The sequence below is a fragment of the Streptomyces sp. NBC_01471 genome (assembly GCF_041438865.1).
GTDB lineage: Bacteria > Actinomycetota > Actinomycetes > Streptomycetales > Streptomycetaceae > Streptomyces.
Window position 1 is genome coordinate 2,312,103 of the sequence record NZ_CP109450.1, and the last position, 17,087, is coordinate 2,329,189.

The following is a 17,087-nucleotide window of genomic DNA, read 5'->3' on the forward strand; positions in this document are numbered from 1 at the left end:
TACATCCGTGGGGCCCGGACGCATCACACGATGCGTCCGGGCCCCACGGCGTACCGCGCACGGAGCGGGGCCGCCCGGCCTCACACGAACTGCGGCTCGAAGTCCCAGTACCGCACCGCGCCGTCCCGGATACTGCGGGTGTGCCGGTGCCCGTCCCCGAGCAGTTCGGTGATCCGGGCCAGCGCGTCCGCGTGCAGCCGCTCGGCGAGCGCCGTCTCACCGGCCGCCCGCAGGTCGCGGGCGAGCGCGGACTGCGCGGTCGTGGTGAGCGGATGCCCCGGTCCGAGCGTCCGTACGGCCCGGTCCACCAGGTCGTGACCCAGCCGTACGGCGCCCTCCACGTCCCCCAGCCGCTGCCGGGCCGTCGCGGTGTTGAAGGCGCAGCCCAGCGTCCACGGATGGTCCGCGCCCACGGCATCGCTCATCTGCCGCAGGGTCTGTTCGGCGAGTTCCCGTGCGCCGTCGTCGTCGCCCGCGTCGCCCTGCAGCAGCGCCAGGTTGGCCCGGGTGCCCACCGCGTACGGGTGCAGCTCGCCCAGTTGCAGCGCGTACAGCGAGGCCGTCTCGTCCGCGATCTCGTAGGCCTCGCGCAACTCGCCCGCCTCACGCAGCAGCATCGCGAAGTCGGCGCCGGCCCGCAGGGTGTCCGGGTGGCGGCGGCCCCGCCGGGCGACCCGCCGCTTGCGGACACTGGCCAGCAGCGCTCTGGCCTGGTACAGCTTCCCGTCGCGGCGCAGGCACAGGGCGAGGTTGTGATCGGCGTTGAGGGTCTGCCCGTGGTTGCGGTCGAGCTCCTGGCCGTGCAGCCGCGAGTTGTGCTGCTGGATCTCCAGGGCCTCCCGGTAGCGGCCGAGGAGCCGCAGCATGGTCGCGGTGCGCAGCGCCGAGTGCAGGGTGAGCGGGTTGCGCCCGCCGAGCAGGGCGACCCGGGCGGTCAGGATGGACTGGTGGAGCTCCAGCGACGCCTGGTACTGCCCCTGGAGACCCATCGCCTCCGCCAGGTTGTTCCGTATGGACAGGGTGCGCGGCACCTCGGCGTCGCCCAGAGTGGTGACGGCCTCCCGGTCGGCCTGCTCGAAGAGCGTCCGGGCCTCGTCGTAGCGGCCGAGCGCCATCAGGGTGCCGCCGAGCCCGTCCCTGGCCCTGATGACTTCGATCGGTTCGGCTCCGGGGCTGCGCAGCAGCAGGTCGAGCACCCCGCGTCCGACCGACTCCGCCTCGGTGTAACGCCCCAGCCTGCGCTCCATGTTGGCGCGCTGGTGGACGGCGACCAGGACGGACGTACTGGTGCCGCCGGACACCGGCTCCCAGCTCTCGACGGCAGCGCGGCTGAGCCGCCCGCCCTCCTCGTACTCGCCGCGCATCCGCAGGTACTCGATGCAGTTGAGCACCAGCCTGCGGACGTCCTCGTCGGCTGACTCCAGCGCGCCGGCCGTCTCCAGATGCGGGATCAGCTCGGCGTAGCGGGACCAGTTGCGGGACGACGCGGGGTCCCGGGGGTCGGCGGTGACGAGCACTTTGAGGGCGGCTCCGGTCAGCTCCGTACGCTCCGCGGGTGTCTGGGCGTGCCGTACGAAGGAGTGGAAGATGCGGTGCATCCGCAGGGCGGCGACGGTGACGGAGCCGCCCATCCGCGGGACGGGGTCGTACTCCAGCCGCATGGAGGTCACTTCGGAGAGGCGGCGCAGGGCGGAGTTCCAGCTGCTGGGTTCCGGGACGACCCGGTCCAGGGGTGTGGGGAGGTCGGCGGCGCGCGCCGACTGGAGCAGCCTCAGCGGCAGCACGCCCGGTGAGAAGCGGGCGAGGAGGTTGAGCAGCTTCCAGGCGCCCGGGTCCTGTTCGCGCAGGCTGCCGAGGGTCCTGGCCCAGGCGATCTGGAAGGCGACGGGGTAGTCCTGGGAGGCCAGCACTCCGAAGCGGTCGGGGTCGCTCTCGGTCAACTCCCTTATGTACTGGGGGATGTCGACGGTGGGGTTGATGTCGAGCCAGGCCGCCGTCTGGTCGAGCAGCAGCGGCAGGTCCTCGACGGCCTCGGCGAGCAGCCCGGCCTCGTACGGCGAGAGCCGTTCGGAGCGGCGGCCCGCGAAGGCGACGGACTCCTCGCGCTCGAAGTGCCGGACCTCGAAGAGATCGGCCCTGGTGGACCACTCCCGGTGGTTGGTGGTGACCAGGACGTCGCCGGCCCCGTCGGGCAGCAGGGCGGACAGCTTCTCCGGATCGCCCGCGCCGTCGAGGACGATCAGCCAGCTGTCGCCGGTGGCCCGCAGCTGTCCGGCGGCCGCGGCTATGGACTGGTCGAGCTTGCTGCCGACGCCCACCCCGAGGGTGTCGGCGAGGGCGCCGAACTGCTCACGGGCGGTGCCGGTGGTGGTCGCGTCCACCCACCAGACGATGTCGTACTCGCCCTTGAAGCGGTGGACGTACTCCAGGGCGATCTGAGTCTTGCCGATCCCGCCCGGTCCGCACAGCGCGAGCACCGCGCCCTCGCCGACGGCCGCCGCGAAAGCGTCATGGATCCGGTCGAGCAGTCGGCTGCGGCCGGTGAACCTCCGGTTGCGGCGGGGCACGTTCTGGATGTCCGGCGGGTCGTCGGGGAACCTCGGGGCGCGGTCCAGGGTGACCGGGCGGGCCGTGCTCTGTGCCGTGCCGGTGACTTCGAGCACCCGCCTGCGGGCCGCGTCGGCGCTCAGGCCGCGCAGCGCGACCGGGCCGAGGGCGATGATCGCCTCCGGGAGGGGGCGGGTCGTCACGCTGACCCCGGCGATCCGTTCGGGGTGCTCGGCGAGCACCTGGCGCAGCGCGTCGGCCCACGCCGTGCGGAGGCCGTCGTCGAACCGCTCGAACCAGTCGTCGATGACGAGCAGGACCCGCCCGGGTGCGGTCAGCATGCCGGTCAGGGCGTCGGTCGTCGGGGTGCTGCGGGCCGGGTTCCAGCGGACCAGGGCGATGGCGGTCCCGACCTCCGTGAGCTGCCGGGCCATCCAGTGGGCCCAGGGCTCGCTCTGCCCGGCGAAGACCACCGTGACGTGGGGCGCCGGGTCCGCCATCGTCGCCCCCTCAACCAGTTGCGTCACTGTCGTGCACCTACCACTCAAGTGTGAACAGAAGTCGCCATGTTGACGGCCAGTCGGCGCCACGATACGTCACGTGACGAAAGAGCTCAGCCGGTGGGCGATATGCCGGATGAGGTACTCCAAATCGGCGCAGTAGACGCTGGGATGCCGGAAGCCCGCTCCGTCCGCGTACCGGTGGACGTAGTTGCCCCCGCCGCACACCCGGAGCACCGGGCAGCTCAGGCAGACTGCGGCGAGCGCCTTCTCACCGGCCTGTCTGGCGGCGATCCCGGGGTGCGCGAGCGCGGTGTCGAACGGGTCGCTGAAGACGTCGAGCCCGGTCGAAGGGGCGCCTTCGTAGGCGGACTTGAGCGCGTCGACCTGTTCGATGGAGCCGTCGGTGTCCACCACGACAGCTGCCAGCGGGGCCAGTCCCACCGCCTCGGCCGCCGCGGGCTCGCCCAGCAGCAGGGCGACCAGGGTGTGGAAGAGCCGGATGCGGGGCTGTCCGGGGCCGCCGTCCCACCAGCGGTCGAAGGCGGCGGCCAGCCACTGGCCGTACGGGGTGGGGCGTGGCCGGTGCCGGCCCGGTACCCCCGGGTCGATCCCGGGCGGCGGCACGGACCAGTTGCCGTGCGGCAGCAGCAGATCGAGCCCCGGCGGACGCAGCGCGCGCAGGCTGTCGTAGACCGCGACGGGGTCGGCCGCGAGGTCGACGGTGCAGAGGATCCCGGCGTACGTGCCGGGGTGGGGGCAGGCGGCGAGCAGTTGGGCGGCCCGGTGGGCGGCGGGCCAGGAGGGGCGGCCCGCGTGGTCCCTGCGGCGGGAGTTGAGCGCCGCGGTGCCACCGTCGAGGGAGAGCCCGACACGGACTCCGCCGGCGGCGAGCGCGTCGAGGGTGCGGGCGGTCAGCAGGGTGCCGTTGGTCTGCACCGTGGCGGTGACCTCGCACCCGGCGGGCACCGCGTCGCGCACGGCGCGGGCGTACTCGATCACCGGCCCGGGCCCGGTCAGCAGCGGCTCGCCGCCGTGCAGTTCGATCCGGATGCGGGGCAGCCCGTGCGTGGTGACGTGCTCGGCGATGCGCGCGGCGGTCCTGCGGACGGTTTCGCCGGAGGCGCGGTGCGGGCGCTCGCGCCAGCTGCTGTCCTGCCCGCGGTAGACGTAGCAGTAGGAGCAGTCGAGGTTGCAGCGGCTGTGCACCTTCAGGACGAACTGCCGGAAGGGCACGGGCCGCCGCGCGACGGGCCGGTCGCGGACCGCACGGGTCATGGCGCGTCCTCGTAGTAGGCGATGAGCGGTTCGTGCGGATCGCGCTGCCGGGCCTCGGCGAGTACGGCGGCCAGCACCGGGTGGGCGGTGTCCCACGGCGGGGCCAGCCGCGGCAGCGGGCCGCCGTGCTGTGGCTCGCCGGGCCCGGCTGCGGTGTGCTGAGCTCCGGTGTCCGGGGTCAACGGCCGGCCACCTGGTCCGTCAGCCGGGCGACGGCGTCCCGCACTCCGGCCGCGGCACCGTCAGCGGCGGGCCCGGCGGACTCCAGCAGCGCGAGGGCGGCCCGGTATTCGCGCAGGGCGTCCAGCGGACCCGCGAGTTCCTCGACGACTGCGGCGCGCGCGGCCCGCGCCGCACCGGCGCGCCCGTCGTCGTCCACGTCGGTGGCGCGCAGGTAGTGTTCGGCGGCCTGCTGGAGCCGGTCGGGGGTGCCGGTGTGCCGGGCGAGCAGGACCGCGATGTCGCCCCGGGCCTGCCAGGCGCGCGAGGCCGCGTACGGATCGGGCGCGCCCCGCGCGGCGGCGCCGTAGGCCCAGTCGGCCTCGTAGAGGTCGGTGAGCCCGCCGGTGGCCCGGTAGCGCGCCAGGTACTGCGCGCCGAGCAACTCCCGGCGCGGGGCCAGTTCGGGGTCCGACTCGGCCGTCTCGTCGACGGCCTCGCGCAGGCGGCGTACGGCGTCGTCGAGATCGGCGGGTGCGCCGTCCCGCTCAGCCCGGTGCCCCAGTGCCCGGCCCAGCCGGGTGAGGAGCCGGGCCGGGCGGTCCGGAATCCCGACGGAGAGGGCCGCGGTCCAGCTCTCGACGGCGCCGTCCAGGTGCGTCCGGGCCCGGACGGACGCGGGGGGCCGGGCATCCGGGCCGCGCTCCCCCACGGAGTCGTCGTCCGGACCTCGGTCACGCGTGGGGCCGCCGTCCGGCCGGTCGCTCCCCTGGCGTTCGCCGCCCGGGGCGTCCTGGGTCCCGGGCGCCCCGGGGTCGATGTGCCCCTGCCAGTGCACGTCCCCCATGCGCCGGAGGCAGTGGTGGCGTACGGCGTCGTCCTCGGCCGCCGCCAGGGCGGCGGCGAGGGCGTCCAGCACCTCCCACCGCCAGGCCGGGTCACCGCCCTCCAGCTGGGACAGCTCCAGCGCGCCGGCGACCTTCAGCCAGATGTCGGCCCGTTCGGCGCCCCCGGCGGCCCCGGCGGTCGCGGGCAGCAGCGCCCGGAGCGCGCGGAGCGCGTAGTGCCGGACGACGTCCTCGCTCACCACGTGGCGGGCCAGGTCCAGCTCCAGGGTGCCGTGCCGCACCCGGTCCCCGGCCCGGCCCGTCGTCTCCGCCAGCCGCTCCGCGAGGGCCGCCGCCGCGTACAGCGGCGTGGTGTCCACCGCCGGCCCGTTCGCCCTGGACAGCCGTCGCAGCACCTCGATGTGGAGTGCGGCGGCCGCCGGCCACGCCGCCGAGGGCCGCACGGTCTCCGTCAGCCCGCGGAGCCGGTCGGACGCCGCCGTCAGCAGGTCGGCCACGGTGTCCGCGTCATCCAGGTACGGCCCGGTGGCCTCCCGCAGTACGCTCCTCGCCAGCTCCTGGCCGAGGTCCCCGGCCTCGGCGGCCACCGCCATGGCGAACAGCACCTCGGCGGCCGCGAACCCGTCCGAGGACTTCACGGTCTCCCAGGCCTCCGCCAGATCGTCGTCCAGCGCCCGCTGCTGCCAGCGCAGCAGCAGCGCCCGGGACAGCTCCGCCCGGCGCGCCGGCAGAAGCTCACCGCGCCGCTCCCCGTCCACGGCCAGGCGCAGCAGCCCGATCGCACTGTCGAGGTCCCGCGCGCCGCCGTACTGCTCGTACCGCTGGACGAACTCGGCTGCCCGCGAGGCCAGTTCGCCGGGTGTGCCGGGCTCGGGCACCGCGACGGGCGGGCCGCCGCGGCGCCGGATCGTGTCCGCGGCGACCTCGGCGAAGACGCGCAGCCCGGCGGGCATCGCGCCGCCGCCCGCCGGGACGGGCAGCCGCTCGCCGAGTGCGACGGCGGCCATGGCGGGGAAGTTGCGCGCGCTGCGGCCGAAGCGCCGCTGCACGTAGCGCGAACTGTGCCGCAGTACGAGCTGCTCCTCCGCCCGGTCCAGCCGGGCGGCGAGCAACACCCGCACCCCGTCCAGGAATTCGTAGTACGGGCCGTCCGAAGGGCCGATGTCGGGCCGTTCGGCCCGCCGTACGATGCCGCCGAGCAGCACCTCGGCCAGCGCCTCGGGCCCGGTACCCGCCAGCATCGTGTGCTGGACGAGGCGCATCACCGGCAGCACCAGCGGCACCGCCGTCAGGTACTCGGCCAGCCGCTGCGCGGTGGGGGACGCCGTCCGCCGGAACGCGCCGACCCGCTCCTGTCCGGTGAGCGCCGCCGCGGCCCGCACCGGCGCGCCGGAGGGCCGCTGGTCCCGGCGCACCCAGGCGGCCGCTGTGGACACCGACTGGCCCGTGGCGCCCGACACCAGCCGGGACCAGCCCTCGACGGAGGTGCGCCGCAGGGCGAGCACCGGGACCGGTCTCGCGTTCCGCGGATCGGATCCGTGCGGCGCGGCGCCGAAATCCAGCCGTCCCAGGGGCCCTTCGTGCCGCCGCAGCACTCCCCCGTGCGCGGGCAGATGGGTCCGCCGCCACAGCCGCTGCGGCAGCGGCTGGACGACCGCGACCGGGGTGCCGGCCGACCAGTGGTACAGCAGCCGTTGCAGGACGCCGGAGCGCCACATGGGTCCTGAGCAGTCCGAGAGCAGCAGGATGATCCGGCGGCCGGTGGGGTCGCCGAGCTGGGCGGCACGGCGCAGCGGGCCCGCCGGGACGCGCCCCGCCGCGTATCCGGCGGCCCCGTCGCCGTCCGGGTGCAGATAGCGGAGCTGGACGTCCTGGAAGACTCCGGCGCTCGCGCAGACGCCGGCCAGCTCCTCCAGAGCGCTCTCCCAGGCGACCGTCGACGAGGAGACATCCATCAGGAGCAGCAGCCGCGGCTTCTGCCGCCGTGCGGCGCGCAGGACGGGAATGACGAGGCCGGTGTCGGCCGCCCGCCCCGCGGTGGCCTCCTCGTCGAGCCTGCGGCCGGGCGGCAGAGCCGGTGACCGGTAGCGGCGCAGTGGCCGTAACGCGCGCCGGAGTGCGTGCGGATCGGCGAGTGCGGGCGCGGCGGGCGCCAGGACGGGCGACGCCTCCACGGCCGCGGGCGCGCCGTCCGGGTCCGGCGCGGTCAGCAGGGTGGAGGGCGCGGCGGGATCGGCCGCGGGGCGCTCGCCGGGTGCGGCGACGGGCGCCGGAGGGGGAGCGGGGGTCTTCTGCGGAAGGCTCTGCGGCAGGGCCGCCGCGGCGGAGTCGGGCGATCCGGTACGGCCGGCCAGCCACAGCGCGTCCGCCAGCTCCCTCGCGTCGATGTCGCGGCCGGACTCCCGCAGCCGCGCGACCAGGGTGGTCAGCGCCACGGCCCGGCCGCTCTCGTCCCGCCCGGCACCCATCGGGTCACCTCGGCCCGTTGTCGAGAGGCCGCATCAGCAGGTCGGCGACGCCCTCCTGGCCCGCGGCGTCGCGGCCCGCGGTGTGCTGGACGAGGTAGATCGCGTTCAGCAACTGGTCGGTCGGGCGCACTCCGCCGTCCGCCTCGGAACGGACGAACCGGTCGACGAGGCCGATGTACTCGTCGTAGGAGCCGGCGCCGAAGTGTGCCTGCACCATGGCGGCGAGCCGCTCGTCCCGGGGAGCGGCCAGGTCGAGGTGGATGCACCGGCGCAGCAGCGGAGCGGGGAAGTCGCGCTCGCGGTTGCTGGTCATGACGACCACCGGGAAGGCCCGGCAGCGCACCCGTCCGCCGGTGACCGGCGCGCGCAGTCCGTCGTCGGTGAGGACCTGGACGGTCTGCTGCCCCGGCCGGTCGGCGACCCGCTCCAGCTCGGGCAGGGTGAACTCGCCCTCCTCCAGCACGTTGAGGAGGTCGTTGGGGAGGTCGATGTCGCTCTTGTCCAGCTCGTCGATGAGCAGCACCCGGGGGCGGTCGGCGGCGAGCAGCGCGGTACCGAGCGGGCCGAGCCGCAGATAGCGCCCGATGTCCCCGGCCGGATGCGGGCCGCCGGCCGGGCCGTCCTCCAGACGGGCCAGCTGTGCGTCCTGGAGGCGGCCGATGGCGTCGTAGGAGTAGAGGCCGTCGCGGAGTTCGCTGCGGCTGACGACGGGCCACTGCAGGACGCGGCCGAGGCCGAGTTCGAAGGCGATGTCGTGGGCGAGGGTGCTCTTGCCCGAGCCCGGCTCACCCGTGATCAGCAGGGGCCGGCGCAGATACAGCGCGGCGTTGATGAGTTGCAGCGCCTCGCTGCCGGGTACCGCGAGGGGGACGGTCCGGTTGCCCAGCCGCCGCCGGGTCGCGGAGTCGGCCTCCGGCGCCCGGTAGCCGATGGGCGGAGCGTCGAAGGCACGCCAGGCCGGCGGCGCGGGCCGCCGGTCGATCCGCTCCGGATCGGGGTCTCCGGTGCCGCGGTAGATGAACCATTCGGTCATCGCTGGTTCGCTCCTCATCGGCGCCGGGCGTTCCGGGATACGTACCCGTCCGGCGCATCGTCAAAGTCGTTTTCGAGCCATCAGGCATGGACCGGGGCGCCGCCGTGGAGTGCCGTGGAGCGGGCCGCCGGACGGCGCCCCGGAGGTCAAGGCGAGTCCAGGGTGTGTTCGTCGTCGGTGGGCAGGGGTCGCCCGGGATCGTCGTAGAGCAGCATCAGTGGTTCCGGCCACTGGGTCCCGGGGTGCCGCTGGTCGATGTCCTCCCGCAGATGGCGCAGCCGGTCCGGGAGTTCCGCGGTCCTGCCGACCCCGTCGAACAACGTCTGCACCCGCGTGCGCAGTTCGTCGCAGTACGGCCCGCAGCTGTGCCCGGCACGGCCCGCGATGTCCCAGAGCGCGATGCCGTGGCCCGCCCGCAGCGTCAGCTCCATGGCGGCGGACCCGGCGCCCCTGCCCGCGGGCCGGCACAGGACGGGGACGGCACCGGGCGGGAGCGTCTCGTAGTACGCGGGACGCTGGGCGGTACCCGGCTCCGGGATCCGTGCGACGGTCAGCTGCTGGGCCTCGGCGGTGGACTGCCAGCGGCTCTCCCATCCGGCCTCCCCGCGCCACTGGCCGCGCCGCCCGAGATCACGCACCACCAGCCGGCGCTGCGCCCCCAGCTGGGTGAGCCCGCCCAGCGGGGCGGCGTCCTGGAGCTGCCAGCGGTGGACGGGGGTGTCGAACCTGCTGAGCGGCAGCGCGATCTCGACCGGCAGCGGGTGGGCCGCGTCGGGATCCTCCGCGTGCAGCACCTCGTGGAGCCTGCGCCGCAGCGTCTGGTGGTTGTGCCAGGCCGCGTCGGTCCGCGGGGCGGGCCCCTCGTACGCGCCGACCTGCTCGCTGCCCCCCTCGCCGTTGAAGAGGTGGATCGTCCACTCGACCAGGGCGGGGTCGTCGTGCAGCGGTTCCATCACGACCGTGACCACCGGCCCCTCCTTGGGCCCCGGGTACGGCAGGACGATGCGCTCGGGACGTACGGGGTCGGGCAGCAGCGCGGCGGGCAGCCTGACCCCGGTGACCAGTTCGTGGTGGAGCGGTTCCGCCACCTGCTCCAGCCTGCGGTCGATCCAGTCGGAGAGCGGGGCCGTCCCACCACCGCGCGCCCCGGCGTACTGGGCGGCCAGCCGGAGGTAGCGGAGGTGGACGAGCGGGTCGAGCGGCTGCTCGCCGTCGTACAGCAGACCGTGCCCGTCCCGCCAGCTCCGCAGGACGGTCCTGGCCGGGGGCAGCAGGTCGCCACCGGCCGCCTGCCGGGCGACGGCGGCGACGGGCCCGCCGGTGGCGGGGCCGGGCAGCGCGGCGAGCAGCCCCAGCGCCTCGCGCCGGTCGCGCGGTGTCCAGCCGCCGGTCCCTGCGGGGCCCGGCGACGGCTGCCGGGCGGTCCAGGTGTGGTGTCCGGTCCGTGCGGCGTGCCAGCGGTCGTGCGCGGCCATCACCTCCCGGTAGCGGTCGCCGAATCCGCGCAGCGCCCCGGCCGCGATGGCGAGGCCGCCCTCCTTGTCCTTCCTGCGGGACTTGATGAGGCCGACCACCTCACCGGTGAACGGGTCGAGGAGCGGGCCGCCGGACACGCCCTTGGGGTATTCGGCGCCGGGTTCGATGACCAGTCCGTGGTCCCCGCTGAGTACGTTGATACCGGCCTTGGCGACGAAGGACACCGGGCCGCCGCCGGGCGCCGCCTGCGGATCCGGCCGGTAGCCGTGCACCACGACCGTGTGCATCGGCCGTACGTCGCGGTCGGTGAACCACACGCATTCGTGGTCCGTCTCCCGGTCCAGCAGCCGGACCAGGGCGAGATCGCGCTCCGGCGGGATCGACGCCCCCTCCTTCTCGGCCAGCTGCCAGGCCACCACCTCGGCAGGGGCCGGGATCCCGTCGTTGAAGCCGTCCCCGCGGACCGCGAGGCATCCGCCCGGCCCGGCCGGCAGATGCGGGCGCAGCACGTGGGCACAGGTCAGCACCCAGCCGGGGGCGATGAAGAAGCCGCTGCCCCAGAAGTCCCGGCCGGTCCCGTCGGCGGGCAGCAGCTGGACGGTCGCCGCCGCCGCGAGGGTGTTGACGACGTGGTCGGGCTCATTCATCGGCAGGCTGCTGGGCGGCGGTACCGGCGGTCGCGGTGTTCGTGTCCCCGGTGTTCCCGTTCCCGTTGTTCTCGGCGAGTTTCCAGGTCAGGGACACCTGGAGGGCCGTCTTCGCCTCCGCCCCGGCGAGGACCGAGATGACCTTCCCCTCCTTGACGCTGAACTCCAGGCCGAAGGTGACGGTGGCCTCGTCGGGGCACGCGGCCCGCGCGGCGTCCAGCACCGAACCGCCGACACCGGCGATCACCCGCCGGAGATCGTCCACCCGGTTCTGCAGCACCTCCGCGACGCCGACGTCCTCGTACCCGTCGCCGTGCGCGCCGGACGTGGTCAGCCGGGCGTGCACGACCGCACCTCCCGGCAGGACGATTTCCTGTACCTCGGCCGCCATGGCTCCCCCGTATCGATCAAGTCACCTTACGGAAAGGTTACTTGGACCATGACGAGGTTACTGGTCCGCCCGGTTGCGGAGGAGTGCGGAACCCGCCACGAACCGGACGGGCCGCTGCCGCGCATAATCTGAAAGGGAACATCCGGAACGCATCAGGAGCGATACGTGTACTTCACCGACCGCGGCATCGAGGAACTGGAGAAGCGGCGGGGCGAGGAGGAGGTCACCTTCGAGTGGCTCGCCGAGCAGCTGCGTACCTTCGTGGACCTGAACCCGGACTTCGAAGTTCCGGTCGAGCGCCTGGCGACCTGGCTGGCCCGGCTGGACGACGACGAGGACGACGAGGACGCGTAGGCCCGGTCCAGCGCCGCCCGGACCGCACCGTCCGGCCGGCGCCGCCCGGCCACCGGGATCAGGCTCCCGCCCGCATCCGGTCGTACGTGAGGCCCAGGACCCCGTGCGCCACCAGCAGCGCGGCCGCCGCCGTCCACCCCGCCCGGCGGCGGCTGAAGCCCCAGAGCGCGAGCGGGACGCCGGCCGCCAGCTGGGCCGCGCCGAGCGCGCGGGCCCGCGGGCCGCGCAGCCAGGGACCGAGCGCGCCGTCCTCGAAGGCGGCGAGCTCCGCCCGTACGGTCTCCCGCAGGCCCGTCGGCTCGATCAGCCGGGTGTCCGGGTGGACCCTGGCCACCTCGCGCAGCCGGTCGGCGGGGTCCCCGGGGGTGAGGCCGGTGGGCAGGGTGAGGCCGGCCCGGGCGAGGACCGCGGTGAGGCCGGTCAGCCGCGAGCGGGAGTCGGCGAGCGGGTCCGGGAGGGTGAGCTCGGTCAGCGCCTGGAGATCCAGTACGGGATCGAGGCGCAGCCGTGCGCCGAACGTGCGCATCGCCCCGTCCTCACCGACCGGCGCACCGTCCGCCCGCCACACGTAACCGACCGGACGCCGGAAGCCGGAGGCCAGGGTGAGGCCCGACCGGTCGCAGTCCCACCAGAGGGCGAGCACCGGCCAGTCCGACGCGACCGCGAGCGTGGTGACCCAGCCGCCGGCCACCCGGTCGACGGGTTCCTCCCCGTGCAGCCAGGGCTTTCCCTCGGGGACGAGCACGCTCCACCGTTCACCCGCCGGGGCGAGAAGCAGCTGCTCCCCCAGCACCTGGGCCGCGGACCGTGCGGCGGCCGGGTCCGCCCGGCAGAGCAGCAGGACACCTGTGGCGTTCTCTGACATGGCACCACGCTAGGGCAGATCCCCGCATTCCACCCCCGCGCTTGACTTCACCCAACCGCGATATATCGTGTTCTTCAGAAGACGCGATATGTTGCGTCGCAGCCGACCCGTGGAGGTAAGTCCCATGTCCGAGAGGTCAGTGGCGGAGCCGCAGAAGCTCTCCTTCGACGAACCCGTGACGGCGCTGAACGTGCGCATCATCAACGGCACGGTCAATGTCGTGGGCACCGACGACGCCGTGCTGAACGAACAGGGCGGCGCCCGGCTGGAGATCTCCGAGATCGAGGGACCGCCCCTGATCGTGACGCTGGAGAACGGCACGCTGACCGTGGCCTACGAGGACCTGCCCTGGAAGGGCTTCCTGAAGTGGCTCGACCGCAAGGGCTGGCACCGCAAGGCCGTCGTCTCGGTCGCGGTGCCCGCGTCGGCGCGGGTCGAGGTCGGCGTGGCGGGCGCGGGCGCGGTCGTCTCCGGGATCCGGGGACGTACGGAGGTCCGCGGGGTCTCCGGCGACACCGCCCTGGTCGGCCTCTCCGGCAGCGTTCTCGCCGGAACCGTGTCGGGGAACGTCGAGGCGCAGGCCGTCAGCGGCGACCTCCGCTTCCACTCGGTCTCCGGGGACCTCACCGTGATCGAGGGCGCCGGCTCCTCCGTACGGGCGGAATCGGTCAGCGGCGACATGGTCGTCGACCTCGACGCGACCGGCAGGCCGACCGACATCGCCCTCAGCACCGTCTCCGGCAAGGTCGCCATCCGGCTGGCCCAGCCGACGGACGCCGAGGTCAGCGCGAACACCACGAGCGGCGCCGTGTCGAACGCCTTCGAGGATCTGCGGGTCAGTGGCCAGTGGGGTGCCAAGAAGATCACCGGCACCCTCGGCGCGGGCACCGGCAGCCTCCGGGCGACCACCGTGAGCGGGGCCATCGCCCTGCTGCGCAGGCCCGCACAGGACGACATCGCCGAGAAGGTGCTCTGACATGGCCCCCGTTTTCGCCCACGGCCGACTGCGGCTCTACCTCCTCAAGCTGCTGGACGAGGCACCGCGCCACGGCTACGAGGTGATCAGGATCCTGGAGGAGCGTTTCCAGGGGCTGTACGCGCCGAGCGCGGGCACCGTGTACCCGCGCCTCGCCAAACTGGAGGCGGAGGGACTCGTCACCCACGCCTCGGAGGGCGGCCGGAAGGTGTACTCGATCACCGAGGCCGGCCGCGCGGAGCTGGCGGACCGCACCGGTGAACTGGCCGACCTGGAAATGGAGATCCGCGAGTCGGTCTCCGAGCTCGCCGCGGAGATCCGGGCCGACGTCAGCGGCTCGGCGAACGACCTGCGGCGCGAGATCCGCCAGGCGGCGAAGGAGGCCCGCGACACCTCGGCAGGCGCGGCGGGCGGCGGCCGGAGGGCGGGTGCGGGCAGCGGTTCGGGTGCGGGGAGGCCGTTCCCCGGATTCCCGGACGCCTCCGAGTTCTTCGACGGGAACCGGACCGACAAGGAGGGCTGGCGCCAGGCCAAGGAGGACTTCAAGCGCGCCAAGCAGGAGTGGAAGGAACAGGCCAGGCGGGCGAAGGACGAGTCGCGCCGCGCCCACGAGGATGCCCAGCAGGCTCGCCGCCAGGCCCGGGAGGCCCAGGAGCACGCCCGCGAGCAGCTGCAGCGGGTCGCCGAGCAGGTTCAGGACCACTTCGCACGCGGCGACTGGCCGGCCGGGGTCCGCGAGGGTCTCGCCGAATTCACCCGGGAGCTGGGCCGCTTCGGGCGGCCGGCGGAGCCGGGGGCGGGCTCGGCGGCGGGGGCGGGAACCCGTACGGGCACGGACACCGGTACGGCCACGGGCACGGACGACACGGCGGGCACGGCCACCGGTACGGGCACAGGCGCCGGCACGGACACCGCCGCCGCCACGGCCCCGGGAGCACCCGTCGGCCTGGACAAGGAGGGCCCGGGCAGCGAGGCGGACCCGGGCGAGGCGGACGGCCGCCCGGCGCCCGAGCCGGAGTGGGCGCACGAGGAGCCGTCCGGCAACCCGGCCCGCGACCTGGACCGGCTGCTCGACCGCTTCCGGGACGACATCCGGGACGCGGCACGCGATCACGGGGTCACGGACAGCCAGCTCCGGGACGCCAGGCGGCATCTGTCGGCGGCGGCAGCCCACATCGGCGCCGCACTGCGCAACTCCGCGGCGTAGGAGACAGGTTGAAGGGCCGCGCCCGCTCCCCCGGCCACCACCGGAGGGGCGGGCGCGGTTCCGTCACACCGCGGCCGGCAGGCCGTCGCCCTGCTGCCCGCCCCCACGCAGCACGCGTTCCACGTCCTCGTACGACACCCCGCACGCCGCCAGGGCGTCCGCGGCCACCCCGCCGCGCTCGATGAGGGCCAGCAGCAGGTGTTCGTCACCGAGATGCCGCTCCCGGTGGGTCACGGCGGTCCGCAGGGCGATCCGCAGCGTCTCCTTCGCGCCGGGCGTGAACGAGCGCCGGAGCGCCCTGACCGGGCCACCGCCCGCCGCCAGCGCGCCATGGCCGTGCTCCTCCTCGATCCGGCCGACGATCGCGTCGACGTCGATACCGAGACCCGCCAGCGCCTCCGTGTCGGCCTGCGACATCCCGCCCCGGCGCCGGGCGTCCGCCAGCGCCCCGGCCACCTGCTCGCGCAGACCGGCGGTACCGAGCGACGCGAACACGGAGGACACCGTCCTGCCGCGCGCGTCGAGCAGCGCCATCAGCAGATGCTCCTCGGTGATCCGGGGCTCGCCCGCACGCGCGGCGTATCCGACCGCACCGCTGACGACGTCCCTGGCTCCCTGGGTGAAGCGTTCGAACATCACTGCCTCCCGTGCTTCTTGTGGACCGCCTGTCTGCTGACCCCGAGCTCCGCGGCGATGTCCTGCCACGACCAGCCCTGGTTGCGGGCGCTGCGCACCTGTACGGATTCGAGCCGTTCGAGCAGCCGCCGCAGCGCGGCCACCGCCCGCAACCCGACTCGCGGGTCACTGTCGCTCGCCCGGGCGGCGAGTTCCGTTGCCTCGGTCATGGTGTCAATTTATGTTGACACCGCATTCACTGTCAACCTTCATTGACAAGTGCGGAGAAGGGCCGCGCGGAAACGCACAGCGCCCAGGGGTGAACGGGGCTGCGGCGCCGCCGTGATCGACCGCCCCGGCGGAGCCCCGGTCCCCGGCAGCCCCGGTGCCGGCCGGCACCGCGGCCGGCCCTCCCCGGAACACGACCTCGCGCCGGACATCCGGATCCACGCCCGTACCGAACACACCCTGCTCCTGCGGCAGAAGAAGTCCGTGCACGTCGAAGCGCCCTCCCGCTTCCCGCTGTTCGGGGAGGAGAGGGCGCTGCTTCTGGACACCGGTGCTTCGGAGGGCGGAACGGGCGGCCCCCAGGGCGAGTTCACCGTGGTCACCGGCCGGCCGGTGTCAGGACCCGGTCAGCACGATCTTGCCGAAGAGTTCGCCCGACGCCATCTTCTCGAAGCCCTCGCGGGCCCGGTCGAGCGGCAGCACCTCGTCGATGACCGGCCGCACCCCGGTGGCCGCGCAGAACGAGAGCAGGTCCTCCAGCTCGTCCTTGGATCCCATCGTCGAGCCGACGACCTTCAGTTCCAGGAAGAAGATCCGGGTCAGCTCGGCCGACACCGGGTCCGGTCCGCTGGTGGCGCCCGAGATCACCAGGGTCCCGCCCGGCTTGAGCGACTTGACGGAGTGCGACCAGGTGGCGGCCCCCACGGTCTCGATGACGGCATCCACCCGCCGGGGCAGCCGCGCACCCGGCTCGAAGGCCTCCTCCGCGCCGAGCCGGACGGCCCGTTCGCGCTTGGCCTCGTCCCGGCTGGTGGCGTACACCCGCAGACCCGCCGCCTTCCCCAGCACGATGGCGGCCGTCGCCACACCGCCGCCGGCACCCTGGACGAGTACGGAGTCGCCGGGCCGCACACCGGCGTTGGTGAAGAGCATGCGGTAGGCCGTCAGCCAGGCGGTGGGCAGACAGGCGGCCTGCTCGAAGCTCAGCTCCTCCGGCTTGCGGAGTACGTTCCACTCGGGGACGGTGACCCGCTCGGCGAACGTGCCCTGATACTTCTCCGTCAGGATGGAACGCCCCTCCTTCGGCCCGACCCCGTACCCGCTCTGCCCGATGACGGAGTGCAGGACGACCTCGTTGCCGTCCTGGTCGACCCCGGCGGCGTCGCAGCCGAGGATCATCGGCAGCTTGTCGGCGGCGAGCCCCACACCGCGCAGCGACCAGAGGTCGTGATGGTTGAGGGAGGCGGCTCTGACGTCGACCGTCGTCCAGCCGGGCCGGGCCTCGGGGGCCGGACGCTCCCCCAGCTCAAGGCCGTTGAGAGGGTGGTCGCGGTCGATGCGGGCTGCGTAGGCGGCGAACATGCCCCGACGATAGGCGGGGCCGGGTCCGTACGGAACCGGCCACGCGTGTGACGCTGCCTGCACTGGGCGGGTGCGGGGCCGGGGCGACGTGCCGGAACGGGCCGTCGGGCCGGGCTGTGGGGACCGGACACCG

14 protein-coding genes are annotated in these 17,087 nt (G+C 74.4%); 3 read left to right on the forward strand and 11 right to left on the reverse strand.

Going from position 1 to position 17,087, the window contains the following annotated elements; translation table 11 throughout:
* Positions 1-80 precede the first annotated feature (80 nt).
* The 7 genes from fxsT to OG285_RS09895 form a co-directional block, all read right to left on the reverse strand.
* Complete coding sequence (gene fxsT, locus OG285_RS09865) at positions 81-3,074, reverse strand: FxSxx-COOH system tetratricopeptide repeat protein (protein WP_356827180.1); 2,994 nt, start codon at positions 3,072-3,074, stop codon at positions 81-83.
* 69 nt (positions 3,075-3,143) lie between these two features.
* Complete coding sequence (locus OG285_RS09870) at positions 3,144-4,325, reverse strand: FxsB family cyclophane-forming radical SAM/SPASM peptide maturase (RefSeq protein WP_371790774.1); 1,182 nt, start codon at positions 4,323-4,325, stop codon at positions 3,144-3,146.
* Positions 4,322-4,507 carry a hypothetical protein gene (locus OG285_RS09875; protein ID WP_356827182.1) on the reverse strand — a complete coding sequence of 62 codons (186 nt, stop codon included), beginning with the start codon at positions 4,505-4,507 and terminating at the stop codon, positions 4,322-4,324. The genes OG285_RS09870 and OG285_RS09875 overlap by 4 nt, the downstream gene beginning before the upstream one ends.
* Positions 4,504-7,800, reverse strand: coding sequence for an SAV_2336 N-terminal domain-related protein (locus OG285_RS09880; RefSeq protein WP_371790775.1), 3,297 nt, complete (start codon positions 7,798-7,800; stop codon positions 4,504-4,506). The genes OG285_RS09875 and OG285_RS09880 overlap by 4 nt, the downstream gene beginning before the upstream one ends.
* 4 nt (positions 7,801-7,804) lie before the next feature.
* Complete coding sequence (locus tag OG285_RS09885; RefSeq protein ID WP_356827184.1) at positions 7,805-8,833, reverse strand: MoxR family ATPase; 1,029 nt, start codon at positions 8,831-8,833, stop codon at positions 7,805-7,807.
* Between the two features lie 146 nt (positions 8,834-8,979).
* On the reverse strand, positions 8,980-10,956 hold the full coding sequence (locus OG285_RS09890) for a trypsin-like peptidase domain-containing protein (RefSeq protein WP_371790776.1): 1,977 nt from the start codon (positions 10,954-10,956) through the stop codon (positions 8,980-8,982).
* The gene (locus OG285_RS09895) at positions 10,949-11,347 is read right to left on the reverse strand and encodes a CU044_2847 family protein (protein ID WP_356827186.1); all 399 of its coding nucleotides are present in this window, start codon (positions 11,345-11,347) and stop codon (positions 10,949-10,951) included. Before OG285_RS09895 ends, OG285_RS09890 begins: the two co-directional genes overlap by 8 nt.
* 165 nt (positions 11,348-11,512) lie before the next feature.
* Between OG285_RS09895 and OG285_RS09900 the strand changes: the two genes are divergently transcribed.
* Positions 11,513-11,701, forward strand: a complete 189-nt coding sequence (locus OG285_RS09900) for a DUF6104 family protein (protein ID WP_356827187.1) — start codon at positions 11,513-11,515, stop codon at positions 11,699-11,701.
* 58 nt (positions 11,702-11,759) lie between these two features.
* On the opposite strand, the gene OG285_RS09905 is transcribed toward OG285_RS09900, so the two are convergent.
* On the reverse strand, positions 11,760-12,566 hold the full coding sequence (locus OG285_RS09905; protein WP_371790777.1) for a hypothetical protein: 807 nt from the start codon (positions 12,564-12,566) through the stop codon (positions 11,760-11,762).
* A gap of 124 nt (positions 12,567-12,690) precedes the next feature.
* Here OG285_RS09905 and OG285_RS09910 point away from each other — a divergent pair, with 124 nt between their 5' ends.
* Both OG285_RS09910 and OG285_RS09915 read left to right on the forward strand, forming a co-directional pair.
* Positions 12,691-13,542, forward strand: a complete 852-nt coding sequence (locus OG285_RS09910) for a DUF4097 family beta strand repeat-containing protein (protein WP_356827189.1) — start codon at positions 12,691-12,693, stop codon at positions 13,540-13,542.
* Between the two features lies 1 nt (position 13,543).
* Positions 13,544-14,749 carry a helix-turn-helix transcriptional regulator gene (locus OG285_RS09915; RefSeq protein ID WP_371790778.1) on the forward strand — a complete coding sequence of 402 codons (1,206 nt, stop codon included), beginning with the start codon at positions 13,544-13,546 and terminating at the stop codon, positions 14,747-14,749.
* Positions 14,750-14,812: 63 nt separating this feature from the next.
* Here the strand turns inward: OG285_RS09915 and OG285_RS09920 are convergent, their stop codons facing one another.
* The 3 genes from OG285_RS09920 to OG285_RS09930 all read right to left on the reverse strand — a co-directional run bounded on the left by OG285_RS09920 (position 14,813) and on the right by OG285_RS09930 (position 16,954).
* Positions 14,813-15,385, reverse strand: a complete 573-nt coding sequence (locus tag OG285_RS09920; protein WP_371790779.1) for a Clp protease N-terminal domain-containing protein — start codon at positions 15,383-15,385, stop codon at positions 14,813-14,815.
* Complete coding sequence (locus OG285_RS09925) at positions 15,385-15,594, reverse strand: helix-turn-helix domain-containing protein (RefSeq protein WP_328331342.1); 210 nt, start codon at positions 15,592-15,594, stop codon at positions 15,385-15,387. The genes OG285_RS09920 and OG285_RS09925 overlap by 1 nt, the downstream gene beginning before the upstream one ends.
* A gap of 394 nt (positions 15,595-15,988) precedes the next feature.
* Positions 15,989-16,954, reverse strand: a complete 966-nt coding sequence (locus OG285_RS09930; RefSeq protein ID WP_356827192.1) for a zinc-binding dehydrogenase — start codon at positions 16,952-16,954, stop codon at positions 15,989-15,991.
* Between the last annotated feature and the right edge of the window lie 133 nt (positions 16,955-17,087).